This window comes from Sphingobium sp. (assembly GCF_003248505.1).
Lineage (GTDB): Bacteria > Pseudomonadota > Alphaproteobacteria > Sphingomonadales > Sphingomonadaceae > Sphingobium.
The window spans coordinates 1-1,166 of sequence record NZ_QFOA01000177.1; the positions used below are offsets into that span (position 1 = coordinate 1).

General features: G+C 63.0%; 1 protein-coding gene, 1 other RNA gene and 1 pseudogene. 2 read left to right on the forward strand and 1 reads right to left on the reverse strand.

Going from position 1 to position 1,166, the window contains the following annotated elements:
* Positions 1-278, reverse strand: a transfer-messenger RNA (tmRNA) gene (gene ssrA / locus DI606_RS20225); the annotation flags it as partial.
* Between the two features lie 49 nt (positions 279-327).
* Here ssrA and DI606_RS20230 point away from each other — a divergent pair.
* Together DI606_RS20230 and DI606_RS20235 are read left to right on the forward strand one after the other, a co-directional pair.
* A complete protein-coding gene (locus tag DI606_RS20230; protein ID WP_293985815.1) occupies positions 328-843 on the forward strand; it encodes a hypothetical protein in 516 nt (171 codons plus the stop codon).
* Between the two features lie 54 nt (positions 844-897).
* Positions 898-1,166: pseudogene (locus tag DI606_RS20235) on the forward strand (aminodeoxychorismate/anthranilate synthase component II); the annotation flags it as partial.

A 1,166-nucleotide genomic window follows, 5' to 3' on the forward strand; every position in this document is an offset into this window, starting at 1 on the left:
CTCAATTACGCTGCAATGGCGAGTGCTTCGTTATCGTTGGCACTTGTGAGTTTTGCACAGTTTAACGGCTTACACGGGCCGGGTAAAAGCATCGCCTTTCAACACACGTCGATCCTAGTTCGGCCCCGTCATATTCCCCGCCGTAAGCGAGGAAGGTGGTGGAGCCGCCGGGTACTGCCCCCGGGTCCGCTGCGCCTATTGTACGACACGATTTATCACCATAGCCGGGCGAACCCGGCGATCCTCATATGGCCCCGCCCGCGCCCTTTGACAAGCCGTCACGCATTCTTGGCGGAGCCACCCGCGAAGGCGCGCGTTTCGAATGCCATGTCCCGGCTCAAGGTCTTCCGTACATCGATCGGCTTTCACGACGCCTATGTCGCCGCGCCGTCCCGAAAGGCAGCGCTGAAGGCATGGGGCACCGGCACAGACCTGTTTGCGCGCGGCGCGGCAGAGCAAGTGACAGAAGAAGCCGCGATGACAGAGCCGCTCGCGCATCCCGGCAAGGTCTTCAAACGATCGCGAGGCAGCGCCGAGGACCATCTTGCCGCAGCCGCGCCCATAGCCAAAAACGGCAGGGCGCGGCCATCGCCTCGCGCAAAGGCCAAGGCGATTCCCCGCCCCAGCCGCGAATCCCTCTCCCGCGCGGAGGAGGAACGCGATGCGTGTCGCCAGAGCCTCGACGCCGAAATCGCTGCGCTGGAAAAGGAACGAGCAAGTCTCGACCGCAGCATCGCACGGCAGCGGGCTACCGCCCGGCGCACCGTCGAAACGCTGGAAAGGGCGGTGAAAAAGGAACGGGACACTTATGACAAGGCGATGGAAAAATGGCGAAGCGCATGAACCTGCCGTCGCCACCCTTCCCCCGCCGCTTCCTGCGCGCTAAAGCACCGAGCCATGATCCTCGTCATCGACAATTATGACAGCTTTACCTGGAACCTTGTCCATTATCTCATGGAATTGGGGGCCAAGGTCGAAGTGGTGCGCAACGATGCCATTTCCGCAGGTCAGGCGCTGTCGACCGGGGCCAAGGCATTCCTTTTGTCGCCCGGCCCCTGCACGCCCAACGAAGCAGGCGTCAGCCTCGATCTCGTCGCGGCCTGCGCCGACGCGGGCGCACCGCTGCTGGGCGTATGCCTCGGCCATCAGGCGATAGGCCAGCATTT